General features: G+C 61.3%; 30 protein-coding genes. 22 read left to right on the top strand and 8 right to left on the bottom strand.

The features are described 5' to 3' along the window. Positions 1-65: 65 nt before the first annotated feature. The 6 genes from HWX34_RS07455 to HWX34_RS07430 are packed head-to-tail and all read left to right on the top strand — an operon-like array spanning position 66 to position 7,048. Positions 66-707: a TetR/AcrR family transcriptional regulator gene (locus tag HWX34_RS07455; RefSeq protein WP_178971653.1), complete on the top strand. Its 642-nt coding sequence runs from the start codon at positions 66-68 to the stop codon at positions 705-707. Next, positions 707-1,693, top strand: a complete 987-nt coding sequence (gene hlyD / locus HWX34_RS07450) for a secretion protein HlyD (RefSeq protein WP_178971652.1) — start codon at positions 707-709, stop codon at positions 1,691-1,693. The genes HWX34_RS07455 and hlyD overlap by 1 nt, the downstream gene beginning before the upstream one ends. Next, positions 1,686-3,428: an ATP-binding cassette domain-containing protein gene (locus HWX34_RS07445; RefSeq protein ID WP_178971651.1), complete on the top strand. Its 1,743-nt coding sequence runs from the start codon at positions 1,686-1,688 to the stop codon at positions 3,426-3,428. Before hlyD ends, HWX34_RS07445 begins: the two co-directional genes overlap by 8 nt. Further along, entirely contained in the window at positions 3,425-4,549 is a 1,125-nt protein-coding gene (locus HWX34_RS07440; protein WP_178971650.1) for an ABC transporter permease, read from the top strand. The genes HWX34_RS07445 and HWX34_RS07440 overlap by 4 nt, the downstream gene beginning before the upstream one ends. A gap of 1 nt (position 4,550) precedes the next feature. Further along, positions 4,551-5,648, top strand: coding sequence for an ABC transporter permease (locus HWX34_RS07435; protein ID WP_178971649.1), 1,098 nt, complete (start codon positions 4,551-4,553; stop codon positions 5,646-5,648). Then, on the top strand, positions 5,648-7,048 hold the full coding sequence (locus HWX34_RS07430) for an efflux transporter outer membrane subunit (protein WP_178971648.1): 1,401 nt from the start codon (positions 5,648-5,650) through the stop codon (positions 7,046-7,048). Before HWX34_RS07435 ends, HWX34_RS07430 begins: the two co-directional genes overlap by 1 nt. 49 nt (positions 7,049-7,097) lie before the next feature. Here HWX34_RS07430 and HWX34_RS07425 read toward each other — a convergent pair whose 3' ends face one another. From HWX34_RS07425 to HWX34_RS07415, 3 genes are read right to left on the bottom strand one after another with little or no spacing between them, the layout of a single operon-like run. Next, the gene (locus HWX34_RS07425; RefSeq protein WP_218645100.1) at positions 7,098-7,547 is read right to left on the bottom strand and encodes a GNAT family N-acetyltransferase; all 450 of its coding nucleotides are present in this window, start codon (positions 7,545-7,547) and stop codon (positions 7,098-7,100) included. A 59-nt stretch (positions 7,548-7,606) separates the two neighbouring features. Further along, positions 7,607-8,221 carry a thiamine phosphate synthase gene (gene thiE, locus HWX34_RS07420; protein WP_178971646.1) on the bottom strand — a complete coding sequence of 205 codons (615 nt, stop codon included), beginning with the start codon at positions 8,219-8,221 and terminating at the stop codon, positions 7,607-7,609. Then, complete coding sequence (locus HWX34_RS07415) at positions 8,208-9,047, bottom strand: hydroxymethylpyrimidine/phosphomethylpyrimidine kinase (protein WP_045845999.1); 840 nt, start codon at positions 9,045-9,047, stop codon at positions 8,208-8,210. Before HWX34_RS07415 ends, thiE begins: the two co-directional genes overlap by 14 nt. Positions 9,048-9,120: 73 nt before the next feature. Here HWX34_RS07415 and HWX34_RS07410 point away from each other — a divergent pair, with 73 nt between their 5' ends. The 8 genes from HWX34_RS07410 to HWX34_RS07375 all read left to right on the top strand — a co-directional run bounded on the left by HWX34_RS07410 (position 9,121) and on the right by HWX34_RS07375 (position 16,797). Continuing rightward, complete coding sequence (locus tag HWX34_RS07410; protein ID WP_045845915.1) at positions 9,121-9,285, top strand: rubredoxin; 165 nt, start codon at positions 9,121-9,123, stop codon at positions 9,283-9,285. A gap of 52 nt (positions 9,286-9,337) precedes the next feature. Next, positions 9,338-10,156 (top strand): M48 family metallopeptidase, encoded by an 819-nt coding sequence (locus tag HWX34_RS07405; protein ID WP_178971645.1) that lies wholly within the window; start codon positions 9,338-9,340, stop codon positions 10,154-10,156. A 53-nt stretch (positions 10,157-10,209) separates the two neighbouring features. Beyond that, positions 10,210-10,626 (top strand): CopD family protein, encoded by a 417-nt coding sequence (locus HWX34_RS07400; protein ID WP_255496612.1) that lies wholly within the window; start codon positions 10,210-10,212, stop codon positions 10,624-10,626. A gap of 53 nt (positions 10,627-10,679) precedes the next feature. After that, positions 10,680-11,150 (top strand): CYTH domain-containing protein, encoded by a 471-nt coding sequence (locus tag HWX34_RS07395; RefSeq protein WP_178971643.1) that lies wholly within the window; start codon positions 10,680-10,682, stop codon positions 11,148-11,150. Between the two features lie 146 nt (positions 11,151-11,296). After that, positions 11,297-12,574 (top strand): glutamate-1-semialdehyde 2,1-aminomutase, encoded by a 1,278-nt coding sequence (gene hemL, locus HWX34_RS07390; protein WP_178971642.1) that lies wholly within the window; start codon positions 11,297-11,299, stop codon positions 12,572-12,574. A 159-nt stretch (positions 12,575-12,733) separates the two neighbouring features. After that, positions 12,734-15,472, top strand: a complete 2,739-nt coding sequence (locus HWX34_RS07385; RefSeq protein WP_178971641.1) for a DEAD/DEAH box helicase — start codon at positions 12,734-12,736, stop codon at positions 15,470-15,472. Between the two features lie 61 nt (positions 15,473-15,533). Beyond that, positions 15,534-15,992, top strand: coding sequence for a hypothetical protein (locus HWX34_RS07380; protein WP_178971640.1), 459 nt, complete (start codon positions 15,534-15,536; stop codon positions 15,990-15,992). Continuing rightward, positions 15,979-16,797, top strand: coding sequence for a DUF2145 domain-containing protein (locus HWX34_RS07375; protein WP_370459685.1), 819 nt, complete (start codon positions 15,979-15,981; stop codon positions 16,795-16,797). Before HWX34_RS07380 ends, HWX34_RS07375 begins: the two co-directional genes overlap by 14 nt. Before the next feature lie 15 nt (positions 16,798-16,812). Here the strand turns inward: HWX34_RS07375 and HWX34_RS07370 are convergent, their stop codons facing one another. The 5 genes from HWX34_RS07370 to HWX34_RS07350 form a co-directional block, all read right to left on the bottom strand. Further along, a complete protein-coding gene (locus HWX34_RS07370) occupies positions 16,813-17,181 on the bottom strand; it encodes a CZB domain-containing protein (RefSeq protein WP_178971639.1) in 369 nt (122 codons plus the stop codon). 178 nt (positions 17,182-17,359) lie between these two features. Further along, a complete protein-coding gene (locus HWX34_RS07365; RefSeq protein WP_178971638.1) occupies positions 17,360-17,752 on the bottom strand; it encodes a VOC family protein in 393 nt (130 codons plus the stop codon). Next, on the bottom strand, positions 17,749-18,012 hold the full coding sequence (locus tag HWX34_RS07360) for a hypothetical protein (RefSeq protein ID WP_178971637.1): 264 nt from the start codon (positions 18,010-18,012) through the stop codon (positions 17,749-17,751). The genes HWX34_RS07365 and HWX34_RS07360 overlap by 4 nt, the downstream gene beginning before the upstream one ends. Before the next feature lie 195 nt (positions 18,013-18,207). Beyond that, positions 18,208-19,308 carry a histidinol-phosphate transaminase gene (locus HWX34_RS07355; protein ID WP_178971636.1) on the bottom strand — a complete coding sequence of 367 codons (1,101 nt, stop codon included), beginning with the start codon at positions 19,306-19,308 and terminating at the stop codon, positions 18,208-18,210. A 175-nt stretch (positions 19,309-19,483) separates the two neighbouring features. Further along, positions 19,484-19,627: a lipoprotein gene (locus tag HWX34_RS07350; protein WP_178971635.1), complete on the bottom strand. Its 144-nt coding sequence runs from the start codon at positions 19,625-19,627 to the stop codon at positions 19,484-19,486. Positions 19,628-19,690: 63 nt separating this feature from the next. Here HWX34_RS07350 and cyaY point away from each other — a divergent pair, with 63 nt between their 5' ends. The 8 genes from cyaY to HWX34_RS07310 all read left to right on the top strand — a co-directional run bounded on the left by cyaY (position 19,691) and on the right by HWX34_RS07310 (position 26,356). Continuing rightward, complete coding sequence (gene cyaY, locus HWX34_RS07345) at positions 19,691-20,011, top strand: iron donor protein CyaY (RefSeq protein ID WP_178971634.1); 321 nt, start codon at positions 19,691-19,693, stop codon at positions 20,009-20,011. Then, positions 20,011-20,421 carry a YqaA family protein gene (locus HWX34_RS07340; RefSeq protein WP_178971633.1) on the top strand — a complete coding sequence of 137 codons (411 nt, stop codon included), beginning with the start codon at positions 20,011-20,013 and terminating at the stop codon, positions 20,419-20,421. The genes cyaY and HWX34_RS07340 overlap by 1 nt, the downstream gene beginning before the upstream one ends. Before the next feature lie 71 nt (positions 20,422-20,492). Next, a complete protein-coding gene (rsmA, locus tag HWX34_RS07335) occupies positions 20,493-21,266 on the top strand; it encodes a 16S rRNA (adenine(1518)-N(6)/adenine(1519)-N(6))-dimethyltransferase RsmA (RefSeq protein ID WP_178971632.1) in 774 nt (257 codons plus the stop codon). 333 nt (positions 21,267-21,599) lie between these two features. Then, positions 21,600-22,499: a glutamate/aspartate ABC transporter substrate-binding protein gene (locus HWX34_RS07330; protein WP_178971631.1), complete on the top strand. Its 900-nt coding sequence runs from the start codon at positions 21,600-21,602 to the stop codon at positions 22,497-22,499. Between the two features lie 238 nt (positions 22,500-22,737). Then, positions 22,738-23,481 (top strand): amino acid ABC transporter permease, encoded by a 744-nt coding sequence (locus HWX34_RS07325; protein WP_178971630.1) that lies wholly within the window; start codon positions 22,738-22,740, stop codon positions 23,479-23,481. Next, positions 23,481-24,152 (top strand): ABC transporter permease subunit, encoded by a 672-nt coding sequence (locus HWX34_RS07320; protein WP_045845901.1) that lies wholly within the window; start codon positions 23,481-23,483, stop codon positions 24,150-24,152. The genes HWX34_RS07325 and HWX34_RS07320 overlap by 1 nt, the downstream gene beginning before the upstream one ends. Before the next feature lie 5 nt (positions 24,153-24,157). Further along, the gene (locus HWX34_RS07315; RefSeq protein ID WP_110313389.1) at positions 24,158-24,892 is read left to right on the top strand and encodes an amino acid ABC transporter ATP-binding protein; all 735 of its coding nucleotides are present in this window, start codon (positions 24,158-24,160) and stop codon (positions 24,890-24,892) included. Positions 24,893-25,144: 252 nt separating this feature from the next. Continuing rightward, entirely contained in the window at positions 25,145-26,356 is a 1,212-nt protein-coding gene (locus HWX34_RS07310; protein WP_178971629.1) for an EAL and HDOD domain-containing protein, read from the top strand. Positions 26,357-26,367 lie beyond the last annotated feature (11 nt).

Below are 26,367 nucleotides of genomic sequence, written 5' to 3'. Positions count from 1 at the left end.
TGTCCTGCATCAATCATTGCTGAATATTGCTTTGCCATTTTTATACGCATGTATAAATTGGCAGCATGAATCGCGAAGCCAACCCTCATCCCACCCGTGCCTTGCTGCTGCATCATGGCTTGCAGCACTTGCGTCAGCATGGCCTGCGCCAGTTGACCGTACGGGGTATTTGTCAACAGGCCGGGGTGAATCCCGGTGGTTTTGTCTACCATTTTGGCAACCGACAGCAATTTGTCAGCACGCTGCTGGAGCTGTGGTACGCGCCCCTTTACCAGCAATTACAGGACAGCCTGCAACAGCAGGGCGCGCCCTTGAGCCGTCTGTCGGCCATGTTGTTGCAGCTGCTGGCTTTTGCCAAAGCCGAGGGCGGGGTGATCAGCCAGTTGTTGCTGGACGCGGGCTCGGGCGAGGTGGCGGCGGTGGAATTCATCCGCAATCTGGCGCCGCGACATCCACAGTTGTTAATGCAATGCCTGAGCGAGGCGCAACAGGCCGGTCAGCTGTGTCAGGCACCACCCTTGCACCAGCTGATGTTCTTGATGTCGGCATTGGGTTTTCCGGTGCTCTTGCAACAATTAAGCAGCGGCAAGCACATCCTGCCCACACTGCTGGAGCAGGGTTTGGCCAGCTATGCGCTGGAAGCGGAACATGTGCAGCAAAGATTGCACTGGGCCCTGAAAGGCCTCAGTGCCAGGGAGCTGGCGTAATGAACAAAAAGCGCGTTGTCGTGGGCATGCTGCTGTTGGGACTGCTGGCCGCTGGCATCTGGTACGGGCAAAAGGGTCAAGGCGCGGATGCGCTGAGGCTGTCCGGCAATGTGGATATCCGCGAGGTGAACCTGTCCTTCCGCGTGGGTGGCCGCTTGCAGCAAGTGCTGGTGGATGAAGGTGCAACAGTGAAGGCCGGGCAAATACTGGCCCGGCTGGACGATGCCCCGCAACGCAATGCTCTGGCCGATGCCGAAGCGGCGCTGTTGGCGCTCAAGGCCCGGCAATCGCTGATGCATCTGGGTTATCGGGCGGAAGATGTGGCGCAGGCCCGCGCCACGCTGGCTGCCCGCCAGGCGGTGCTGACCGATGCCAATGCCGCCTGGCAACGGCAACAGGAACTGGCCGGTAGCGGTGCCGCGGCAGTCAAGGCGCTGGATGCCGCCCGCTCTGCCCGTGAGCAGGCACAAGCGCAGTATCAGGCCGCGCAACAGCAATACCAGGCACTGAGCAAGGGCTACCGGCCGCAGGAAGTGGCCGAAGTTGACGCCAATGTGAAACGTGCCGAAGCCCAGCTGGCCAGCGCAAAGCTGCAACTGGCCGATACCGTGTTGAGCGCACCGTCGGACGGCATCATCCTCACCCGGGTGCTGGAACCGGGCAGCATGCTGGCAGCCGGTGCCAGCACCTTGACCCTGTCGCTCACCCGGCCGGTGTGGGTGCGGGCCTATGTGGCGGAACCGCGTTTGGGCGATTTCGGGCCGGGCTGCGCGGTGATGGTGTATCGCGACGGTCGTAGCCAGCCCTATGCCGGTCGCGTGGGTTTTGTCTCGCCCACGGCGGAGTTCACCCCCAAGAATGTGGAAACGGCTGATCTGCGCACCGCCCAGGTTTACCGCCTGCGCGTCATCATCTCCCAGCCGGATGCGGGCTTGCGCCAGGGGATGCCGGTAACGGTGGAACAGGCTGATTGTGGCCGTGAGTGAGGACATTGCCATCCGCCTGCGTGCACTGGGCCATGCCTTTGCCGGCCGCCCGGCCCTGCATGCGCTGGATGCGGACATCCGCCGTGGCATCATTACCGGGCTGGTGGGGCCGGATGGTGCCGGCAAGACCACCCTGCTGCGGCTGATGGCCGGCTTGCTCAAGCCCGATAGCGGCAGCGTGCAGGTGGAAGGGCTGGACCCGGTGACGGCGGGTGACGCACTGCGCCTGCAACTGGGCTATATGCCGCAAAAATTCGGCCTGTACGAAGACCTCACCGTGCTGGAAAACCTCACCCTGTATGCCGATCTGCGCGGCGTGACCGGCGCGGCGCGGGAGGAAAGCTTCCAGCGTCTGCTGGCCTTTACCGATCTGGCGCGTTTTACGGAGCGGCTGGCCGGCAAATTGTCCGGCGGCATGAAACAGAAACTGGGCCTGGCCTGCACCCTGCTCGGTTCACCGCGCATCCTGTTGCTGGACGAACCCTGTGTCGGGGTGGACCCCATCTCACGGCGCGAGTTGTGGCGCATGGTCAGCAGTCTGGCCGATGGCGGCATGGCGGTGCTGTGGAGCACCTCTTATCTGGACGAGGCCGAGCTGTGCGGCGAAGTACTGCTGATGCACGAAGGCCGCCTGCAATACAGCGGCAGTCCGCAGGCGCTGATGGACAGCATGCAGGGCCGCAGCCTGCTGTTGCAGGGCATTGCCGGCAATCGTCGTCAGGTGTTGCGCCGTGCGCTGCGTTGCACAGAGGTGATCGACGGTGCCTTGCAAGGCCATGCAGTGCGGCTGGTGTTGCGCACGGCAAGCGAGCTGCCGGATCTCACCAGCCTGGATGCCGGGCCGCACGCCAGCCTGCAGACAGTCAAACCACGGCTGGAAGATGCCTTCATCGATTTGCTGGGCGGTGGGCCGGGTGGCGATTCACCGCTCGCCGAACACATGCCGCCAGCGCGGCTGCCTGACGGGGTGGACGCCGACGCCGTCATCGTGGCGGAACAGCTCACTCGCCGTTTTGGTGATTTCGTCGCGACCGACCATGTGGATTTCCGCATCCGCCGTGGCGAAATCTTCGGCCTGCTTGGCCCCAATGGTGCGGGAAAATCCACCACCTTCAAGATGATGTGCGGCCTGTTGCCGGTGAGCAGTGGCCAGGCGCGCGTGATGGGGCTGGACCTGAAAAAATCCGCCAGTCAGGCGCGGCAGCAAATCGGCTATATGGCGCAGAAATTTGCCCTGTACAGCAACCTGAGCGTGGCGCAGAACCTGGAGTTTTTCTCTGGCATCTACGGCCTGTCCGGTACGCGTCAGCGGGCGGCGGTGGCCGACATGGTGCGGGTATTTGGCTTGCAGCCATATCTCGCCATGAATGCCGGTGAATTGCCACTGGGTTTCAAGCAGCGGCTGGCGCTGGCCTGCGCGCTGATGCACCAGCCGCCGCTGTTGTTTCTGGATGAACCGACGTCGGGGGTGGACCCGGTCAGCCGCCGCGAATTCTGGAGTCATATCAACAGCCTGGTGGACAAGGGCGTCACGGTGATGGTGACCACCCATTTCATGGACGAAGCCGAGTATTGCGACCGCATTGGCCTGGTGTATCGCGGCCGCATGATTGCCAGCGGCACCCCGGATGAACTCAAGGCCATGGCGGCAGATGCCGATCTGCCCGATCCCGGCATGGAAGACGCCTTTATCGCGCTGGTGCAGCGTGACGACCAGTTGCGGGAGGCCACATGAGCATCAGCCTGCGCCGCCTTGCTGCGCTGTGCCGCAAGGAAAGCTACCAGATCGTGCGCGACCCCAGCAGCATCCTGATTGCCTTTGTGCTGCCGGTGTTGCTGCTGTTCATTTACGGCTACGGCATCAATCTGGATGCCAACCGGGTGCGCCTGGGCATCGTGCAGCAGGATGGTGGCGTGGAAGCCAGCCGCTTTGTGCAAACGCTGCAAGCTTCGCCTTTTATTGCCGCCAGCCTGTCCACCTCCGAGTCCGCCATGCGTCAGCAATTGCAGATGGGCGAGGTGCGCGGGGTGGTGATCCTGCGCAGCGATTTCTCCGCCAGGGTCAGGCAGGGTCAGGGCGCTGCCGCCATCCAGTTGCTGACCGACGGGGCCGAGCCCAATACCGCCAATTTTGTCGCCAGCTATGTGCAAGGGGTATTCCAGCTGTGGCTGAACCAGCGTCAGGGCGGGCAGCCCGCTGCCGCCACGCTGACTGTGCAGCCGCGCTACTGGTTCAACCCCACTACAGTCAGCCGCAATTACCTGGTGCCCGGTTCCATCTCGGTGATCATGACCATCATCGGTGCGCTGCTTACTTCGCTGGTGGTGGCACGCGAGTGGGAGCGCGGCACCATGGAGGCCTTGCTGTCCACGCCGGTGACGCGGGCCGAGCTACTGCTGTCCAAGATCATCCCCTACTACCTGCTTGGCATGGCGGCCATGGCCATGTGCGTGCTGGTGGCCACGCTGGTGATGGGCGTGCCGCTGCGCGGCTCGCTGTGGGTGCTGTTTGTGGTCACCAGCCTGTTTCTGGGTAGCGCGCTGGGGCTGGGCCTGCTGCTGTCCACCACCACGCGCAACCAGTTCATCGCCGCCCAGTTTGCGCTGACCGCGGCATTTCTGCCTGCCATCATGCTGTCTGGCTTTGTGTTTGAAATCCGCAGCATGCCGCTGGCAGTACAAGCGGTGACCTATCTGATTCCGGCGCGCTATTTTGTCAGTGCCTTGCAGACGCTGTTTCAAGCCGGTGAAATCTGGCCGGTCTTGCTGATCAACCTGCTGTTTCTGCTGCTGTCCGCCGCCTTCTGGCTGGGGCTGACCGCCTGGCGGACACCGCGCCGACTGGATGGCAACTGAGATGTGGCAACGTCTGTTTACCCTCATCCGCAAGGAAATGCAGGCGCTGCTGCGCACCCCGCAAAGCCGCCGCCTGTTGATTGCCCCGGTACTGCTGCAACTGCTGCTGTTTCCGTTTGCCGCCACGCTGGAAGTGAAAAACAGCACGCTGGCGGTGTTCAACCAGGATGGCGGCGCTGCCTCCATCGAGCTGGTGCAGCGGCTGGCTGCTACCCAGGCCTTTCCGCAAGTGCTGATGCTGCACAGCCAGCAAGACATGCAGCAGGTGATAGACCGGCAACAGGCCTTGCTGGCCATCAGCCTGCCGCAGGACTTTTCACGCCGGCTGGCCAGCGGCCAGGGGGTGACGGTGCAGGCCATCATTGATGGCCGACGCAGCAACAGCGCGCAGATTGCTTACGGTTACGCGCTGCAAGTCGTGCAGCAGTACGCCGCCGAGCGCAGCCGGCAAGCCGCACCGGCCCGGCTGCTGGTGCAAAACCTGTACAACCCCAATCTGGAATACCGCTGGTTCGTGCTACCCAGCCTGGTGGCCATTATCACCACCATTGGCTGCCTGATGGTGACGGCGCTGTCGCTGGCGCGCGAGCGGGAGGAAGGCACCTTCGAACAACTGCTGGTGTCGCCGCTGACCCCGGCCTACATCATGGCTGGCAAGGCCTTGCCCGGCATGCTGGTGGCACTGGTGCAGGGCTGCATCATTGCGGCGGCTGCGGTATGGGTTTACCGGGTACCGTTCAGCGGCACGGTGGGGCTGCTGATTGTGTCCATGTTGTGCTATGGGCTGTCGCTGGTGGGTTTCGGCCTGCTGATTTCCGCTCTCAGCAGCAATCAGCAGCAGGCCTTTCTCGGCTCCTTTGCCTTCATGTCGCCCGCGGTCATCCTGTCCGGCTACATGGCCCCGGTGGAAAACATGCCGCTGCCGCTGCGCATGGTCAGCGCGGTGGACCCGCTCAGCCACTTCATCGTCATCGTCAAGGGCATCTTCCTGAAGGGTTATGGTCTGGTTGATGCCTGGCCACACCTGTGGCCGCTGCTGGCCATTGCCACCGGCACCTTGCTGCTGGCCTACCGGATGTTCTTGCAGAGGAGTCACTGATGTCATCCCGCATCTTTTTCCCCCTGCTGGTGCTGGCACTCACCGCCTGTGCTGTCGGCCCGGATTACCACGCGCCGCAAACCACCTTGCCGGCGCATTACCAGTACCAGGCAGGCAGCAGCCAGCCGCAGTTGCAGCGCTGGTGGACGGTGTTTGACGACGCCGCACTCAGCCAGCTGGTAGAGCAGGCCTTGCAGTCCAGCCCGGACCTGGCCCAGGCCGATGCCCGCGTGCGCCAGGCACGGGCCAGCCTGGGGGTGGTGGACAGTGCGCTGTGGCCGCAGCTGAATGCCGGTGCGCGCAGCGGGCGCGACCAGTTCAGCCGCAATAGCGAAAATTTTGCCAACATCCCGTTTGCCAATCCGCGCACCGGTTTCAACGACCAGCGCCTGCAACTGGATGCCAGTTGGGAAATCGACTTGTTCGGCCATACCGCGCGCAGCCGCGAAGCGGCAGCGGCAAGGCTGGACAGCGTGCAGGAACAACAGGCCGATGTAGCGCTGAGAGTGGCGGCGGAAGTGGCGCGCAATGTGATTGATTACCGTGGCTGGGTGGCACGCCAGCGCAATCTGCAAGCCCAGCTGGCGGCGGCACGGGAAAACCTGCGCTTGATCGCGCTGCAACGCCAGGCCGGGGAGATTTCCGACAGCGAGTTGAACCAGGCGGCCAGCAGTGTGGCCAGCCTGCAAGCGGCATTGCCGCCCTTGCGCACGGCGCAGGGCGCAGCCTTGGCGGCGCTGAGTGTGTTGCTGGATCAGCCGCAATCGCAGCTGGCGGCCACGCTGGCTGGAGAACGGCCAATACCGGCTACGCTGGCGCAGGCACCGGTGGGGCTGCCAGCCGACCTGTTGCGGCGGCGGCCGGATATCCGCCAGGCGGAGCGCGAACTGGCAGCCGCCACCGCCGATATCGGTGTGGCGGTGGCCGAGCAATATCCGCGGCTGGTGCTGGTGGGCAGTGGCGGCTGGGACTCCATCCACGCAGGCAGTCTCACTGCCGCCGCCAGCCGCTTCTGGAATGTCGGCCCGCAACTGAGCCTGCCCCTGTTTAGCGGCGGGCGGCTGAAAAATCAGGTGACAGCACGTGAAGCGGCGCGGGATGCGGCGCTGGCGGCGTATCGGCAAAAAGTGCTGATGGCACTGGCCGATACCGAAACCGCCTTGCTGCGCTATCAGCAAGAAGGACAACGCCAGCAGGCGGTTCAGGCTGGGATGGAACTGGCCGAGTTGCAGCTGGGGTTGGCACAGCAGCGTTTCCGGGTGGGGGAAGCCGCGCACACCGAAGTCCTGCTACAGCAGCAGCAAGTGGCGCAGCAGCGCGAAGCCTGGCTCGCGTCCCGGCAGGCACAGGCAGAAAACCTGGTGGCGCTGTTCAAGACCCTGGGTGGAGATGTCAGATAAGACTCCCGGCTGCTGGCCGGGAGCTGAGATCTAGTGCTGGCGTAATGGCTCAGGCTGTCACGCAGGCCGGGCGTTGGTAATAATTGTCATACTGTCCGTCCGCTTGCAGCACAAAGCCCTGGCGCTGGTAAAAGCCATTGGCGCGGCTGCCCTTGAGCACTTCCACCTGTACCGGCAAGCCCTGCTGGTCCGCTTCGGCCAGCAAGGCCTGCAATACCTGGCTGCCCAGTCCGCGGCCATGCCAGGCCGGTTGCAGATAGAACTGGTCGATCAGCAGGCCATCTTCGGCTGGTTTGAGCGAAACACAGCCGACACGCTGACCATTCACCACGATGTGACGGCAGTATTCCGGCTGGAAATGATCGGCAAAGCGCTGGCGGGCCCGCACCGGGTCGTAACGCCCCAGTGCTTCCAGACTCACTCGCAAGGCCCGCAGACGCAGTGCCAGCAAGGCATCGAAATCGGCCGCGGAGGCCGGTGCGAAAGCAAAATCAATCATCATCACTCCTGACGGCTGCTTGGACTGCGGTTTGAGGGGGCTGACAGCAGAGAAAGGCTTCAGTCGAACAAGGCCGCCATCTGCCGGGCGGCAGCGGCCGGGTCGGGGGCGTCAAACAAGCCGCCAATCACCGCAATGGCGCTGGCACCGGCAGCCACCACTTCTGCGGCATTTTCCGGGGTGATACCGCCAATGGCGACCGACGGCAGGCCCAGTTTTTTGGCTTCGGCAAACAAGGACAGCGGTGCGGCCACGGCATGCGGTTTGGTCCGCGAGGGAAACACCGCGCCAAAGGCCACATAGCTGGCACCGTCGCGTGCGGCCTGCTCGGCCAGGTGGATGTCGTTGTAGCAGGACACGCCGATGATGGCATCCGGCCCCAGTACGGCACGGGCATCCGCCACCGAGCCATCGGTCTTGCCCAGATGCACGCCATCGGCCTGTACCGCGCGTGCCAGGGTGACATCGTCGTTGATCAGGAACAGCACCCGGCGGCTCTTGCACAGGCTGGCCAGCAAGCTGGCCTGGCGCAGGCGGCGCACGGTGTTGTCACTCTTGTTGCGGTATTGCAGGATGGCCACGCCGTTATCCAGCACGCGGCTGACCTTGGCCAGCAATTGCTCGCTGTCTTCTGCCTCCGGCGATACCGCATACAAGCCCTTAATCACTGTCACCCTCTGCTCCTTCTTCTTCGCGGGCCCAGAACATCCGGTCCGGGATGTATTGGCCCATGCCGGGGCGGAAACCAGCCACCAGGCTTTGATAGGTATATTCCTGTGCTTCACGTACCGCCTCGGGCAGCATCAGCCCGGTGGCCAGCATGCCGGCAATGGCCGAAGCCAGTGTGCAGCCCGAGCCGTGATAGCTGCCCGGCAAGCGCTCCCAGCGGTCGGCACGCACCACGCCATTGGGACTGTACAGACTGTTTATGACTTCTTTGGTATTTTCGTGCGTGCCGGTAATCAAAACATGCGGGCAGCCCAGGGCCAGCAGCCGTTTGGCACACTCGTCCAGGCTCAGTTCCTCGTCCTCGTCCGGGTCGTTCATCGCCAGCCGGCGGGCTTCCATGCTGTTGGGGGTGATGATGGACACCTGCGGAATCAGCAAGTCGCGCATGGCGGCAATCAGGTCGTCATCGGCCAGTTCGTGGCCACCACCGCTGCGCAACACCGGGTCCAGCACCACCGGCACGTCCGGATAGTCGGCAATCAGCTGGGCTACCACGGCCACGTTTTCCACGCTGCCCAGCATGCCTATCTTGAACACCAGTACCGGAATGTCTTCCAGCAGGAAGCGGGCCTGGTCGTTCACCATGTCGGCATCCAGCACCATGAAGTCGTCCACGCCCACCGTGTCCTGCACGGTAATGGCGGTAATCACGGACAAGGGGTGGCAACCCAGGCTGGCCAGGGTGAGAATGTCGGCCTGGATGCCGGCACCGCCGGAAGGGTCGGAACCAGCCAGGGTGAGTACGGCAGGTGGTGGGGGCAATGTGGACAAGGCGGTAACCTCTTTGGTCAGATCGTGCGGCAGCAATTAGAATGCCTATTTTAACCGAGCTTGGAATAAACGTATGCGCACCTGGATGTGTCTGATTTGCGGTTTCATCTACGACGAGGAAGCCGGGCGGCCGGAAGATGGCATTGCGCCGGGAACTCCGTGGGAAGATGTCCCGCCCAACTGGACCTGTCCCGATTGCGATGCCCGCAAGGACGATTTCGAAATGGTGGAAATCTGAGCCAGCGGCACGCATGCACTCACGGCACGGATGCCGTGGCAAGGAATGTGGCATGAAACAAGTTTGCAGAAAAGTCTTTTCCCATGCGGCGCTATTGCTGGCACTGGCTGGCTGTGCCCAGGTCAACACCACCAATAGCGGTGTGGTGGGCATCAACCGCAGCCAGAGCATGTGGCTGAGTGCGCAGGAAGTGGAGCAGTCATCGGCCAAGTCCTATGCCGGTCAGGTGAGCCAGGCGCGTAGCGCCGGCAAGCTCAATACCGACAAGGTACTGACTGCCCGGGTAAAACGGGTGGCGCAACGGCTGATTGCCCAGACGCCGGTGTTCCGGCCGGATGCCGCCAGCTGGAAGTGGGAAGTGAATGTGGCGCAGACGCAGGAGCTGAATGCCTACGCCATGGCCGGTGGCAAGATCATGGTGTATTCCGGCCTGGTGACACGCTTGCAGCTGACGGATGACGAAATGGCCGCCGTCATCGGCCATGAAATCGCCCACGCGCTACGCGAGCACAGCCGGGAAACCCTGAGCCAGGCCTATGCCCAGCAGATGGGCTTGTCGGTAGTGGGTTCGCTGGCCGGGCTGAACCAGAGCCAGCTCAACCTGGCGGGCATGGTGACGGATGTCACCCTGAGCAAGCCGCATAGCCGCACCATGGAATCCGAAGCCGACATCATCGGCCTGGAGCTGATGGCACGCGCCGGTTACAACCCCAATGCGGCGGTGAATGTGTGGAACAAGATGATGAGCGCCGGTGGCGGCAGCGGGCCGGAATTCCTCTCCACCCATCCTTCGGGACCGACACGCATCAGCGATTTGCAGGCGCATATCCCGCAAGTGATGCCCTTGTATCTACAAGCAAAACGCGGTTGAGCATGCTGTTTCACGTGAAACAGCAACCGGCAATCGCCTGAATGGAGTCTGAATTGGCTTACCTGTATCTTAAGGCTTTTCACATCATTTTTGTTACCTCGTGGTTTGCCGGGCTGTTCTACCTGCCGCGCATTTTCGTCAACCTGGCCATGGCTGCGCCGGGGGCAGAATACGACCGTCTGCTGCTGATGGCGCGCAAGCTGTACCGCTTCATGACCCCGCTGGCGGTACTGGCGCTGGCACTGGGCATGGCCTTGTGGCAGGGCTTCGGCATTGGCGGTGGCTGGCTGCATGCCAAGCTCACCCTGGTGGCGCTGCTGATTGCCTATCACCTGTACTGCGGCAAGCTGTACCGCGACTTTGTTGCCGGGGCCAATCGCCACAGCCATGTGTGGTACCGCTATTTCAATGAAATTCCGGTGCTGGCGCTGTGTGCCGTGGTCATCCTGGTGGTGGTCAAACCCTTCTGAATTTATTTGGCTCACCATGAGCCGGGCCATGCGCCCGCAACAGGAAAACAAGTATGGGACTGGAAATCGAACGCCGTTTTGTCATTGCCAATGATGGCTGGCGCGGCTTGGCCGAGGGCGTGCAATACCGTCAGGGTTATCTGTCGGTAGAAAAGGAACGCACCGTACGGGTACGCATTGTGGGCGATCAGGCCTGGCTCACTCTCAAGGGCAATATCAGCGAGATCAGCCGCCACGAATTCGAATACACCATTCCGCTGGCCGATGCCCAAACCATCATGGACGCCATGTGCCCGATGGTGGTGGACAAGCTGCGCCACCGCATCGAATTTGGCGGCTTTGTGTGGGAAGTGGACGAGTTCTTCGGTGAAAACGCCGGGCTGGTATTGGCGGAAATCGAACTGCCGGCCGAAGACACCCCGTTTGCCAAGCCGGACTGGGTGGGCGTGGAAGTCACCGAAGATGGGCGTTATACCAATGCCTATCTGTCCAAGCAGCCCTACACCAGCTGGCCGCAACGCTGAAATGCCAACACTGGCCAGCCCGGCTGTGGAAAAATAACGCTTTCGCCAGCATGGATACCGCAGGGCGCACGCCTTGTGCCACTGGCAAACCCGATTCAGGCTGCAAACCAGACCGGTTTGCGCCCTACCCGTCATAAGGAAACCGCATGTCCCGCAATCTCGAACTGTTTGAACGTGGCAAGAAAACCATCCCCGGTGGTGTCAATTCTCCGGTACGCGCCTTCGGCTCGGTGGGCGGCACGCCGCGCTTTGTGAAAAAGGCGCTGGGCGCACACTTCTGGGATGCCGACGACAAGCAGTACATCGACTACATCGGCTCCTGGGGCCCGGCCATTGTTGGCCACGCCCACCCCACCGTGATCAAGGCGGTGCAGGATGTCGCGGTAGACGGCCTGTCCTTTGGCGCGCCCACCGAAGCGGAAATCGAGATTGCCGAGGAAATCTGCAAGCTGCTGCCCTCGGTAGAACAAGTACGTCTGGTGTCCTCCGGCACTGAAGCCACCATGAGCGCCATCCGTCTGGCGCGTGGCTTTACCGGCCGTGACGCCATCGTCAAGTTTGAAGGCTGTTACCACGGCCACTCCGACAGCCTGCTGGTGAAAGCCGGTTCCGGTCTGCTGACCTTTGGTAACCCTTCTTCCGGTGGCGTACCGGCCGACTTCACCAAGCACACCCTGGTGCTGGAGTACAACAATGTCGAGCAGCTGGAACGCACGTTCAAGGAAATCGGCGAGCAGATCGCCTGCGTTATCCTGGAGCCGATTGCCGGCAACATGAACCTGATCAAGCCGTCGGCAGCATTTGTGCAAACCCTGCGCGCGCTGACCGAAAAACACGGCACGGTGCTGATCTACGACGAAGTGATGACCGGTTTCCGCGTGGATCTGGGCTGCGCCCAGGCGCTGCATGGCGTCAAGCCGGACCTCACCACGCTGGGCAAAGTGATTGGCGGCGGCATGCCGCTGGCCGCGTTCGGTGGCCGTGCCGACATCATGGGCTGCATCTCGCCGCTGGGTAATGTGTATCAGGCAGGTACCCTGTCCGGTAACCCGGTGGCCGTGGCTGCCGGTCTTACCACGCTGAAGCTGATTCAGGAACCGGGCTTCCACGCCACCCTCAGCCGCCGCACCGCCCGTCTGGCCGAAGGCCTAGCCGCAGCCGCCAAAGAGGCTGGTGTCAGCATGGTGACTGATAGCGTGGGTGGCATGTTCGGCATCTACTTCTGCGATGCCGTACCCACCAGCTATGCCCAGGTGACTGCGTCTGACCGCGCACGCTTCAACCGCTTCTTCCACGCCATGCTGGACGAAGGCGTGTACCTGGCCCCGTCGGCCTACGAAGCCGGTTTTGTCTCCATCGCCCATACCGACGAAATCATCGAGCAGACCATCGCCGCCGCCCGCCGCGCACTGGCACGCATCTGAGTGCACGGTACAAGTGCACGGGCTGCATCTGCCTGGCCGCCCGCAAGAAAACCGCCCACTTTTGTCGGGCGGTTTTTGTTTGCTGTTGCCACCTGGTAGATCTGCCCTCAACAGCAGGCTTGAGGCACAATAGCCCGCTGAATTTTCCTGTCCCTGCCAATGCAAACCACCACCTCGCAGCGCCTGGCCTGGCGCATTCTGGCCAATGAAGCCGGTATCCGCCTCACCCCCTGCATCCAGCAGCTGGAAGGCGCTGGCTGGAGCCGTGGCCGCGTGTTGCCGCTGGGGCGCTTGCTGGATCAGGCCGGGCAGTGGGACTGGCTGAGCACGCAGGACCGCTTGGTGATCCGCCAGCTTGAGCGTACCCACCAGCTGTCTGACGGCAGCAGCCTGGCCGAGCTGGAGGGCGAAGCCGCCCTGCCCTTGCTGCTGGGCCACCCGGCGCTGTTCTGGGAAGAACAGCCCGATCAGCCGGTCACGCTGGAAGCAGGCCAGATCAGCCTGTTGCTGCAGCGCCAGCAACAGCAGATGGTGCTGCAACTGAGCCCGCCCGGCATTGCCGCCTGCCAGCATTGCCTGTGGCAGCGCAGCGGGCCGAACAGCCTGCTGGTGTACTGGCCGGGGGCGGAAATCCGCCAGCTGGCTGCCTTGCTCGGTCACCGCTTGAGCGTGCCCGTGGCCGCGCGCAAGAAGCTGCTGGAAGCCATTGGCGATATGGTCCCGTGGCTGCCGGTGGAACTGGTGGAGGCCGATGATGGTGCCGACCTGCCCGCCATGCCGGCCGACCCGCGCTTGTTTGCCGTCCTCACCCCGCTGCCGGAAGGCTTGCGCCTGCAACTGCGCTGCCGGGTGGCGGAGCAGGCTGCCTGGTATCCGCCGGGGCGCGGGCCATGGCAGCAGGTGGCCTTGTATCAGGGCCAGGCGCTACGTTTCCAACGTCAGTTGAGCGAGGAAAAACAGGCGCTGGCGGCCTTGCTGGACGATTGTCCGGCGCTGGCGGCCGCCCGGCCCGACCCGGATGGCGTACTTCAATGGCTGCTGGCCAATCAGCAACAGGCCTTGCAAGTGGTACAGCAGTTGCAGGCCATAGCCCCGCAGCGGCTGGAATGTGTCTGGCCGCAAGGCCAGCGCATGCGCATTCAGGCCCAGGCCGGCTTGCCCCAGCTGCGGCTGAAAACCAAACGTAAGAACGGCTGGCTGGAAGTGACGGGCGAGGTGCAGGTGGATGAAGACCGGGTGCTGCAACTGCGCCAGTTGCTGGAAGCGCTGGCCCATCAGCCCGGACAGTACCTGCGCCTGTCCGAGCAGGACTGGCTGGTGCTGTCCGACAGCCTGCATGCCAAGTTGCAGCAATTGGTCCGGCTGGCCGATCACGCCATTGCCGACGGATTGCGCCTCAGCCTGCTGGCCGCCCCGCTGCTGGCAGTGCTGAGTGAGGACATCGGCCAGTTCGACGGTGATGCCGGCTGGCAGCAGCTGCAACAAGGCTGGGATAGCCTGCGCACCTTTGAACCAAGCGTCCCCGCCACGCTGCAAGCCAGCTTGCGGCCTTATCAGCTGCAAGGCTTTGCCTGGCTGTCGCGGCTGGCGCATATCGGTGCCGGGGCCTGCCTGGCCGACGACATGGGGCTGGGCAAAACGGTGCAGACGCTGGCGCTGCTGCTTGCCCGCGCACATCTGGGCCCGCAACTGGTGGTTGCCCCCACCTCGGTAGCACTCAACTGGCTGGCTGAGGCCGCCCGCTTCGCCCCCAGCCTCCACTTGCGCCCTTATCAACAGCAGCGCGACTTATCCACAGTCGGGCCGCAGGATCTGGTGATTGCCAGTTATGGCCTGCTGCAATTGCAGGCGGACGACTTTGCCGAGGTGCACTGGGCCAGCGTGGTGCTGGACGAGGCGCAGGCCATCAAGAATGCCGCTACCAAGCGTGCGCAGGCGGCACAAGGCTTGCGGGCGGATTTCCGCCTGGCCGCCAGCGGTACGCCGGTGGAAAACCATCTGGGTGAGTTGTGGAGCCTGTTCCGCTTCATCACGCCCGGTTTGCTGGGCAATGAGGAGCGCTTCCAGCAGCGCTTTGCCCAGCCGATTGCGGAGGGCGATGAACAGGCCCGCACCACGCTTAAGGCCATGATTCAGCCTTATCTGTTACGCCGCACCAAAGCCGAAGTGCTGACCGAGCTGCCGCCGCGCACCGATATCACCCGCCGCATTGCCCTGTCCGAGCAGGAAGTGCATGTGTACGAAGCCATGCGTCAGCAGGCGCTTCAAACGCTGGCCGAGGTGGACAGCCAGGACAAGAAGACCATGCAGGTGCTGGCCGAGCTGACCCGCTTGCGCCGCTTCTGCTGTCACCCGGCGCTGTTGCAGCCGGACACCGCCCTGCCCGCCAGCAAGTTTGCCTTCTTCTGCCAGCTGATGAGCGAGCTGCTGGACAACGGCCACAAGGCGCTGGTGTTCAGCCAGTTTGTCGATCATCTGGCACTGGCGCGGCAATGGCTGGATGAACAAGGTATTGCCTACCAGTATCTGGACGGTGCGACGCCGGGCAAGCAGCGCAAGGCGCGCATGGATGCCTTCCAGGCTGGTGAGGGCGAGGTGTTTCTGATCAGCCTGAAAGCCGGCGGCACCGGGCTGAACCTGACCGCAGCCGACTATGTGATTCATCTGGACCCGTGGTGGAACCCGGCGGTGGAAGACCAGGCCAGCGACCGTGCCTACCGCATGGGCCAGCAGCGGCCGGTGACGGTGTACCGGCTGGTGGCGGAAAACACCATCGAAGAAAAAATCGTCGCGCTGCATGCGGAAAAGCGTGCATTGGCCGACAGCCTGCTGGAAGGCGGCGACCTGGCAGCCAGATTGGATGGCGAGGCACTACTGGCATTGTTACAAGGCAGCTGATGCTTGTTTGGCTCAACATCCTATGTGAATATCCAGATTCGTATCTATTTGGAATAATAAAATGTTGAGTAGATTATTGCTTGCCAGCGTGTTGGCGGCATTGGCCGGATCAGCCCTGGCTGATTCGCTGGCCAATACCGCGTCCGAGAAAATTTCGGTCGGTGCCGTGTCGGTAGTGGTCGCTCCGGCAGCCAGTATCGCCGCTAGTGCCACCGGACGCGGGGAGTCTGCCCTGGGGCCGGTGCTGGCGGTGACAGGTAGTGGCTATGTGATTGTTGGCCTGGTTGAAGGCTCGGGCGATGTCATCAAGCTGCTGCTCGAATCGGTGCAGGGTGGGGCCAAACTATCGGTGGAATTGTCGCGCAGCACGGTCAAGGCTTCCGGTGCGGCCATTGGCAGCGCGGTGCAAGTAACCGCTACCGCCAGCGGTACCCTGCTGGTGGTGTCTGGCAAGGTGCTGGCCTTTATCCCCAACAAACTGGGTGAAACCCTGCTGGAGCATAGCCGTGTCCCGTCGTGAAACTTGCTGGAAATGGCTGCAGGCCGCAGCGTTCTGTCTGCCTTTGCTGGCCCATGCCGGCCAGGCCTGTGAAGAAAAACCGCTGACCCCGGAAACCTTCCGGCTGGCCATGCAAACTGCCGAACAATTGCAGACCAAGCTGAATGAAACGGGCAGCAATGTGGTGGTGGTGGGGCGCATGGGGCAGGATTTGTCCAAATACGGCCTGCGCTATACGCATTTTGGCATCATGTTCCGCCCGGAAAGCGGCGGGCGCTGGCGTGTGGCGCATTTGCTGAACGACTGTGGAACCGATCGCTCCGACTTGTGGTACGAGGGTCTGGGCAATTTCTTCCTGGATGATATGTACCGCTTCGATGCCGTGCTGCTGATACCGCCGCCGGCAGTAGTTGACCGTTTGTTGCCGAAGCTGCAGGCCGGCCGCCCCTTGCGCGCCCTGCACACGCCTCGTTACAACATGGTGGCCTACCCCTTCTCCACGCGCTACGAAAATTCCAATACCTGGGTACTGGAAACGCTGGCAGCGGCTTCCACCACCGAAACACGTATCAGTAGTCGTGAGCAGGCGCAGATGTGGCTGAAGCTGAACGGATATCAGCCAAGTGAAATGAATATCGGCCCCATGACCCGGCTGGGTGGCCGCATGTTCAAGGCCAATGTGGCATTTGACGATCATCCTAACGAATTGCGTTATAACGACCGCATCCAGACGGTTTCGGTGGACTCCGTCATCCACTTTTTCGATGAGCGTAATGAAGGCTGGAAAATCATCGAACTGCCTGGCCCGCAAGCGCGCCGCTTCTGAGCCAGCCACACTGTGTTAGTGGCTGAATTGCTGGAACAGTCGCTTGCGCAGTTCGGCAATGCCGCTGCCCACTGCAGACGACAAGCGGCTGTAGTGTGATGGCCCGACCGCCAGTGCTTCGCTGGCGGCCGCAAACTCTCCCCGATTGATGAGTTCCGCCACCCGTGCCGCTTCCCGATGGAATTCGCGGTGGTTCTCCACCAGTTGCTGGTAGGCTGCATACTGACAGCAGTTAACCCGCCCTTCTTCCTGTAGCCAGCGCCCCAGTTCGCAGCCGCAGTCATCTGCAATCTGCGCGCAGTCCAGCTGTCTGCCTTCCAGCATGGCCATGCGCAATTGCAGTTTCATTTCAAAATGCAGCAGTAGGGCATCTTCTAGATTCATGCCATTTCTCCGCCATCTCGACCCCGAGTTGTCAATATAGACAGGGAGAATCCGTCAAAGCCAGCCCGGTTTCAAGTTCCATCTCTTTATCCGAAGTATTTTTACCGGCAGCGACTGCACGGTTCTTGTCGCAATGCAGCATGTGGCGGAAGTACAGCAGATGTTTGCAGGGGCCTTGTCAGTGTGCCAACGGGCTGCACAACTCCAGCAGCATGCCGTCCGGACAGCGCAGGAAAGACACCGTCTGGCCCCAGGGTTTGATCTGTGGTGCCGCCAGTTCGCAGGTACCGGCTGCCAGTGCGGCCTGATGTGCAGCCGCGACATCATCCGTTGCCAGGGCGATTTCTACCCCCAGTGGCAGCGCACCCTCATCGGCAAAGCGAAAGCCTGCGGGATGATTACTCAGCGCCAGCGCCTGGCTGGCAAAGGACAGAGTGGTGTCGCCGGTATCCAGCTCACCATAGTCGCCTTCCGGGCTGAGAAAGCGCCGCGAGAAGCCGAATGCCGTTTCAAAAAATGTCAGTGAACCGGCGACATCCGCCACATAAACAATGGTGTAGGCAAATTTCATTCTGCTTCCTTTCCGGAATTGGCGCGAAGCTGTTCCCGCGCCAGTGTGATGATGCTGGTGATGGCCTGCCGTGCTTGCGGGCTGTTATGCCAGCAACTGGAGCCAAGTGCTTGCGCTACTTGCCAGGTGATGTCGGAGGCGTCCTGGTTCGCCAGCTGACTCAGACTGCTGAAGCCGATCTGTTCCAGGCGAGCGATGACTGTCGGGCCAACACCCTTGAGTGCAAGCAGTTGCTGGCGTTCCTCCGCGGTAAACGGCATGGGTGTGCTCCTGCTGGAATATTTATGATGTGTGGATGGATAGCTTGCAGGCACCAAGGTTCCACAGCCGGACGATGAAACTGGCTAGAAGACAGCGATGGGATGCCGCGCACCCTGTATGGGTCTGGGCACAAAAAAGCCACCGGCTGGCGGTGGCTGTGGGCTGACAAGACAAGGTGTGCGGTATTGCCGGTATTAGTCCAGCTGACCGGCCAGCGCGGCCAGTACCCGCGCACTGGTAGCCTGCGGATGGGCGGTGATGCGCAGCATGTGGCGCACCGCCGGGTGTTGCGGGCGGTGGATGGCCACCCCGCTTTGCAGCAGATGGCGCTGGATGGCCTCGGCCTGCAAGGTATCCGGGTAGGCCACGCAAACAAAATTGGTGTGCGACGGCAGTGGTGTCAGGCCTTGGTCGTACAGCGCATGGCTGAGGTGATGGCGCAGGGTGATGGTTTGTGCCACCAGCTTGCGGGCATAGTCCGGGTCATCCAGCACGATCTGGGCGGCCGCCTGGGCAATGCTGGACAGCGCGTATTGCGGGCGGATCTGGTCGGCCTTGGCAATGATGTCGGCACTGGCAATGGCAAAGCCTACCCGCAGGCCGGCCAGCGCATAGGCCTTGGACAGGGTGCGCAGGCGCAGCGTATGCGGCAGGATGCCCGCGGGCGGTGCATCGGCGGCATCGGTACAGAAGTCGACATAAGCCTCATCCAGCAGCAGCAGGGTGTGGGGCGGCAGGGCAGCCCGCAGGGTACGGATGTCTTCCGCCTGCCAGTAGTGGCCGGTGGGGTTGTCCGGATTGGCCAGATACAGTACCGAGGCATGCTCGGCACGGGCGACTTCCGCCAGTCGTGCCAGGTCGGGCTGCAAGTGCTGGCCGCGCTGGCAATACGGTACCTCCAGCACCCGTGCCCCCACCCCTTCGGCAAAGTAGCGGAAGGTGGGATAAGTACCCGCAGTGGTGACCACGGCATCACCCGGATTACAGGTCAGCCGCAGCGCCAAAAGGATCAGGCTGTCAGCACCGGTATCGAACAGTACCTCATCCGGGCTCACGCCATTGAGTTTTGCCGCGCGTTCGCGCAAGGCATGTGCGTACGGGTCCGGATACAGTCTGGCCATTTCCGCCAGCGCCTTGCCCAGCTCTCCGGCCAGCGGCGATACCGGGTCCGGCAGGCTTTCATTGGAGCCGATACGGGTCTTGATACGGTGGCCCAAGGCCGTTTCCAGTTTCACGATGCCGGGAAACGGGTTGACGATGGTGTGGTGTTCCAGATGGCGGGCAAAACGGGTCATGGCAGATTTTCGTCCTTCGGGCAGCCCATTCTAGAGGTCTTCCTGTGCTGAACAAATCAGCTTGTCTGCTAAGGATAGCAAGCAATCGGCTAAGCCGGTTTCAACGGCCATGCAGTCTAGCGGCGGCTTTGCCGGTACAGGCAGGCCGCCAGGTAAAAAACTGCAAAGCCGGGTATTACGGTGCCGTGCGCGCTTGTGCAGCCGGGGCGGATGCCTGGGCATGGCCGGTCTGTTGTTTCGGAAGAAACAGGTTGCCCTTGTAGCCGCAGGCAGTCACGACAAGACTCAGCGCAACACAGGTAAACAGGGTTCGCAGCATGAAATGTAGTCCGATGTGGCAAAATCGGCAGTCTAGCACACCGCAATTCAAGGAAGAGACGACATGAACGAAAGCGAATTTCTGGATGTGACCGACCACATTTTCAGCCGTATCGAAGATGCCATTGACGACGCCGGGCTGGATGCCGACTTTGTCACCAATGGCAATGTGCTGGAAATCGAGTTCGACGACGGCGGCAAGATCGTAGTGAACCGTCATGCGGCCAATCAGGAATTGTGGATTGCCGCCAAAAGCGGCGGTTATCACTTTGCCTTCAAGGACGGCCAGTGGCTGGCTACCCGTGACGGTGCCGAATTTTTCAGCACACTGAAAACCGCCATTGCCGAGGCTTGTGGCGAGCCGGATCTGGAACTGGACATCTGATGCAGGCTGTCTGGCTGGCCCTGGGCGGACTGGTGGTTTCCGCGTTTACATCCGCCACCATCCTGCCCGGCAATTCCGAAGTGGTACTGGCTGCCTTTCTGTACAAATGGCCGGACTGGCTATGGCCTGCACTATTGCTGGCCACCCTGGCCAATACCGCAGGCAGCGCCACCAGCCTGTGGCTGGGCTATCGCGCCCCGCGCAAGGAACTGTCACCAAGACTGGAGCGCTGGTTTGCCCGCTTTGGCCCCGCCGTGCTGGTGCTGTCCTGGGCTCCGGTCATCGGAGACGCCCTGCCGCTGGCGGCCGGCTGGTTGCGTTTGCCCTGGCTTGCCAGCCTGTTGTGGCTGACCGTGGGCAAGGCTGCGCGTTATCTGGTGCTGGCCTGGGGCGTGGTGGCCTTGGTCTGAGTAGAAGCAAGAGGTTGGCGCTGGCCGCTCCTGAGGGTTTACAATTCCGCCATTACTTATCAAGAGCTTCCATGAGCCAACATATTCCCCGCAAACGCTTTGGCCAGAACTTCCTGCAAGACGCCAGCGTGATTGAAAACATCGTGCATTCGGTCAATCCGCAGCCGGACGATGTGGTCATCGAAATCGGCCCCGGCCTGGGGGCCATCACCAAGCCGCTGCTGGACCGCCTGCCCCATCTGCATGTGGCAGAAATCGACCGCGACATCATTGCCCGGCTGAAGAAGGAATTCCCGCCGGAACGCCTGACCATCCACGAAGGCGATGCGCTCAAGTTTGACTTCGGCTCCATTACCGATGGCGCGTTCAAGATTGTCGGCAACCTGCCCTACAACATCTCCACCCCGCTGCTGTTTCACCTGGCCAGCTTTGGCCAGCGTGTCACCGACATGCATTTCATGTTGCAAAAAGAGGTGGTGGACCGCATGCTGGCCGAACCTTCAACGGCAGATTTTGGCCGCCTGACGGTGATGCTGCAGTACCGCTTTGAAATGGAACTGGTGCTGAATGTCCCACCGGATGCCTTCTGGCCGCCGCCGAAGGTGGACTCCGCCGTGGTACGCATGATTCCGGCACCGGGCCGTTGTGGTGTGGCCAAGGACGAGCAGCAGCTGGAAGAACTGGTCACCAAGGCCTTCTCCCAACGTCGCAAGACCTTGCGCAACAATCTCAAGGGCGTGCTGGAACTGGCCGATTTCGAAGCGCTGGGCATAGACCCGGGCCTACGGCCGGAAAACCTGAGCGTGGAAGATTTTGTCCGGATGGCGAACCGGCTGTCTGGCTGAACTGTCGCAACAAGTTGACACAAGGGCTGCTGCAAGCAGCCCTTGTTGCAGTGCCACTTGCATTCTGTCGGCCACTGGCAGCAGAATCGCAAACTTTTCACCCCCGACCAATACGGGGGGATAAATACAGGGAGAGCCGCCCATTGCAAGAGGCGGTGACTGTAAGCAGGAGGCCCGTGACGGGCTGACGGGATGGCAAACGGGGGTTTGCCGCAAGTACCCGCCAGTCACAAGCGTATTCCTGCCGCTGGATAATCCAGCCTATAACAGCAGTGCCTGCGGCCTTCAGGCTGAGGGCAGTGAATCGATCAAGGACCCCAGGAGAAACTGATTATGAAGCTTTGCACCCGTCTCATTTGCGCAGCAACCCTGGCCGCTCTGGCCAGCACCCCGGCCATGGCTGCCGAACTGACCGGCACCCTGAAGAAAATCAAGGAAACCGGTGTCATCGTGCTGGGCAACCGTGACGCATCCATTCCTTTCTCCTACTACGACAATAACCAGAAGCCCATTGGCTACTCGGTAGACCTGGCCAACAAGGTTGTCGAAGAAGTGAAGAAAGAGCTGAAAATGCCGAACCTGCAGGTCAAATACAATCTGGTGACCTCGCAAACCCGTATTCCGCTGGTACAAAACGGTACTGTCGATCTGGAATGTGGTTCCACCACCAATAACGTGGAACGCCAGAAGCAAGTAGCCTTCTCGGTAGGCATTTTTGAAATCGGCACCCGTCTGCTCACCGCCAAGACTTCGGGCGTGAAAGACTTTGCCGACCTCAAGGGCAAGAACGTGGTCACCACCGCCGGTACCACCTCCGAGCGTCTGCTCAAGGCCATGAATGCCGACAAGCAACTGGGCATGAACATCATCTCCGCCAAGGACCATGGTGAATCCTTCCTGATGCTGGAATCCGGCCGTGCCGTTGCCTTCATGATGGACGACGCCCTGCTGTACGGTGAAATGGCCAAGGCCAAGAACCCCGCCAACTGGGTGGTGACCGGCAAGCCGCAGTCCTTCGAAATCTACGGCTGCATGCTGCGCAAAGACGACGCTGCCTTCAAGAAGGTAGTGGACGATGCCATCAAGGCCACCTACAAGTCCGGCGAAGTGAACAAGATCTACGCCAAGTGGTTCACCAGCCCGGTTCCGCCCAAGGGCCTGAACCTGAATTTCCCGATGTCCGAAGTGGTGAAGGAACTGATCGCCAAGCCGACCGACAAGGCCGCCGAATAAGCGATTCCTTCCTGTAGTGCAGATGATGAGCCGGCAGATGCCGGCTCAATTGCTGCCTGCCTGTTTTCCCATCGTGCCAACAGCTATAACGGCAACACGGGAGGCGGCGGTGCATCTGCCTTTGCTGTCTGCCCAATGGCAGGCAGGGACTTCATCCAACTGCCCGTGTTTCCCGTGAACGGGAGGCACGCTGCTGTTGGCAGCGGGCGCTTGCGTCTGCTTGCATCAGGAGAAAAACATGAATTACCACTGGGACTGGGGCATTTTCTTCAAGTCCACCGGTGTCGGCAGCGAAATCTACCTGAACTGGTTTGTCTCCGGTCTGGGCTGGACCATCGCTGTGGCGCTGGCCGGCTGGATCATCGCCCTCGCACTTGGTTCGGTACTGGGCGTAATGCGCACCTTGCCGGGCAAGCTGTTGCCCGCCATTGCCACCGCCTATGTCGAACTGTTCCGCAACGTACCGCTGCTGGTGCAGCTGTTCATCTGGTACTTCCTGGTGCCGGACTTGCTGCCCACGCCGCTGGAAATGTGGTTCAAGCAGGGCATCAGCCCGGCAAGTTCCGCCTACCTGTCGGTGGTGGTGTGCCTGGGGCTGTTTACCGCAGCCCGGGTGTGCGAACAGGTGCGCACCGGCATTCAGGCCCTGTCGCGCGGCCAGAACAATGCTGCGCTGGCCATGGGTTTCACCACGGCACAGGCTTACCGCTTCGTGCTGCTGCCGCAGGCTTTCCGCGTGATCATCCCGCCGCTCACCAGCGAGTTCCTGAACATTTTCAAGAACTCCTCGGTGGCGTCCCTGATCGGGCTGATGGAGCTCTTGGCGCAAACCAAGCAGACCGCCGAGTTTTCCGCCAACATCTTCGAAGCCTTCACCCTGGCAACGCTGATCTACTTTGTCCTCAATATGAGCCTGATGGGCTTCATGGCCTGGGTGGAAAAGCGGGTACGCATTCCCGGCATGATGGGAGGTAGCAAATAATGGCCCTCGATTTCAGTCAGATCATCCCCGCCCTGCCCGGCCTGGCCGACGGCATGGCGTTGACGCTCAAACTGCTGGTGATGGCCGTGGGCGGCGGGGTGGTATTGGGTACCCTGCTGGCACTGGCGCGTCTGTCGGACAACCTGCTGCTGTCACGGCTGGCCAAGTGGTACGTCAATTACTTCCGTTCCATCCCCCTGCTGCTGGTCATTTCCTGGTTCTACCTGGTCGTGCCCATGGTGCTCAGCTGGATCACCGGCGATTTGACCCCAGTCGGTGCATTCACCTCCTGCCTGGTGGCCTTCGTGATGTTCGAGGCGGCATATTTCTCCGAAATCGTCCGCGCCGGCATCCAGTCCATTTCGCGCGGGCAGATCAATGCCGCCTACGCACTGGGCATGACGTACAGCCAGGCCATGCGGCTGGTGATCCTGCCGCAGGCCTTTCGCAAAATGATGCCGCTGCTGTTGCAGCAAAGTATCATTCTGTTTCAGGACACCTCGCTGGTGTATGCGGTAGGCTTGATGGACTTTCTCAACACCGCCCGTTCCAAGGGCGATATCGTGGGTTTGCCGCATGAATTCCTGCTGTTTGCCGGAGCGGTATACTTCGTGATCAGTTTTGGCGCGTCGCAATGCGTGAAGCGTCTGCAAAAAAGGTTGGCGGTATGAGCGCGATGATTAGCATCAACAATGTAAGCAAGTGGTATGGCGATTTCCAGGTGCTGACCGATTGCACCACTGGCGTGAAAAAAGGCGAGGTGGTGGTGGTGTGCGGCCCGTCCGGTTCCGGTAAGTCGACCCTTATCAAGTGCGTCAATGCGCTGGAGCCCTTCCAGAAGGGTGAAATCATTGTCGACGGTATCTCGGTAGGCGACCCGAAAACCGATCTGCCCAAGCTGCGCAGCCGCGTCGGCATGGTGTTCCAGCACTTCGAGCTGTTCCCGCATTTGTCCATTACCGAGAACCTGGCCATTGCCCAGGTCAAGGTACTGGGTCGCAGCCAGGAAGAAGCACGCGACAAGGGCCTGAAGCTGCTGGATCGCGTTGGCCTGAAAGCCCATGCGCACAAATTCCCCGGCCAGTTGTCCGGTGGTCAGCAGCAGCGCGTGGCCATTGCCCGTGCGCTGGCGATGGACCCGATTGCCATGCTGTTTGACGAACCGACCAGCGCGCTGGACCCGGAAATGATCAACGAAGTGCTGGATGTGATGACCGAGCTGGCCCAGGAAGGCATGACCATGATGTGCGTCACCCACGAAATGGGCTTTGCCCGCCGTGTGGCGCATCGTGTCATCTTCATGGACAAGGGTGCCATCGTGGAGGACTGCGACAAGGACGCCTTCTTCGGCGATATCAATGCCCGCTCCGAACGTGCTCGCCAGTTCCTGTCCAAGATCCTGCAACACTGAGAGCATCAGGCTGCAGCCCGAAACCCGGCCCCGGCCGGGTTTTTTCATGCCCGGACTTTCTTGATGCTCAGCAGCTGCACGCGGGATGGTCGGTGCAGGCCAGCTGGCACTGGCCGCGACGCGCAATTAGAATAAAACTGTTACAAGTGATTTAAATAATGTTATATTATTCAGCAGGAAAATTACCTGATAACCTGCTCACAGCACGCCTACACTGAAATCAGCCACTATTTGATTGCCACCGGCCCACTCATGTATTCAACCCGCTACTTAGGGCGACAGCCCATCGTCGATGCCAACCAGCAACTGGTGGCATACGAATTGTTGTTCCGCTCCAGCCACGTCAATGTGGCCAGGGTGAATGATGATGTGATGGCTACCACTGCGGTCATCCGCCACGCATTTGTCGACCTGGGCGTGGGCGAAGTGCTGGGCGACCGGCTGGGTTTCATCAATGTCAGTGAAACCCTGCTGATGGATGACCTGCTGGATGTGCTGCCCTGTGACAAAGTGGTGCTGGAAATCCTGGAAACGGTAAAGGTGTCGCCACCCTTGCTGGAACGGCTGGCGCAATTGCGCCAAAAAGGCTTCCGGCTGGCGATGGATGATGTCATCGAACTGGATGCAGACCGCCGTGCGCTTTTGCCGCTGGTGGACATCGTCAAGATAGACCTGGTGGCGCTCAACCTGTTGCAGTTGCGCCAACTGGTGGCCGATCTGGCCGGCTTCCCCGGCATTCTGCTGGCAGAGAAGGTGGATACGGTCGAGCAGTTCGAACTGTGCCGCGAACTGGGCATCCAGTGGTTTCAGGGTTATTTCTTTGCCCGACCTACCGTGTTGTCCACCCGCCAGGCCAATGCCAGCCAGCATGCCATGCTCAGCCTGCTGGGCCTGTTGATGAGCGATGCAGACAACGAAGAACTGGCCCAGGCGCTGAAACTGGCTCCCGATGTGGTGTTGATGCTGATGAAGCTCAGCAGCACGGCATCGGCTGCCACCCGCCGGCCGGTGTCATCCGTGCAAGAGGCCATCATGGTGCTGGGCCGGGCCAAGATCAAACGCTGGTCCATGCTGCTGCTGTTTGCCAGCAATGCCACCACGGTACAGCCACAGCGCAATCCGCTGCTGGAACTGGCAGCCACGCGTGGGCGCATCATGGAATTGCTGGCCGAGGCTTGCTATCCCGAACGGCGAGACGTGCAGGAAAGCGCCTTCATGATCGGGATGTTGTCCTTGGTGGATGTTCTGGTGCAGCAGCCCAAGGCCGAAGCCATTGCCAGCCTGCCTATCGAAGAAAGCCTGAAAGAAGCCGTGCTGGAAGGCCGGCACGTGCTGGGCGAACTGTTGCAGGTGGCCGAATCGCTGGAAAACGAAGCGGTACCACACCCGAAAGGATACGACCCGGAAATGCTGCTGCGGGTGGAAACCCAGGCGCTGGACTGGGTCAACAGCATGTGGAAGTAAGCAGGCCAGCC

The organism is Aquitalea sp. LB_tupeE, from assembly GCF_013391415.1.
Taxonomy (GTDB): domain Bacteria; phylum Pseudomonadota; class Gammaproteobacteria; order Burkholderiales; family Chromobacteriaceae; genus Aquitalea.
Note: the sequence above shows the minus strand (reverse complement) of the source record. Positions and strands in the feature narration are given on the sequence as shown.